Source organism: Phytoactinopolyspora endophytica (assembly GCF_004138495.1).
Taxonomy (GTDB): domain Bacteria; phylum Actinomycetota; class Actinomycetes; order Jiangellales; family Jiangellaceae; genus Phytoactinopolyspora; species Phytoactinopolyspora endophytica.
In genome coordinates, this window is record NZ_ML142881.1 from 29,724 (window position 1) to 30,143 (window position 420).

General features: G+C 65.2%; 1 pseudogene. It reads right to left on the bottom strand.

Annotated elements, in window-relative coordinates:
- Positions 1–393, bottom strand: a pseudogene (locus ELR45_RS33445) (hypothetical protein); the annotation flags it as partial.
- Positions 394–420 lie beyond the last annotated feature (27 nt).

Below are 420 nucleotides of genomic sequence, written 5' to 3' on the forward strand. Positions count from 1 at the left end.
CTCGAGGTTCTGCCCGAATCCGGCCTGGACGCGGCCGGCGACCTCACGCCAGCGCCCGCCGGCCAACAGGGTGAAGGCGTTGTCTGTCGGAACGAACTCCGTCTCCCCCGAGACCATCAGAGTCGACCCATCGCGCCGGATGGTGTGCGGACCGTCGATCGCCACGGTGGCCACCGACGGATCACCGATCACCCGTACCCGGCGAGACGTCGCACGAACGAAGAGCCGATGGACTTCCGGTGCGCTCGGGAGCGTCCGCCCTTCGACGGTCTCTGATTCATACGGCGCGACCTGCTGGCGGGAATGCTCCTCAAGCAGCTTGGCCGCTTCCGTCGGGTCCAGCTCGCCCGAGGCCACCTTCTCCAGTATCTTGCGCGCCTCATCATCACTCATGTACGCAATGATGGAGCAAACTTTCTC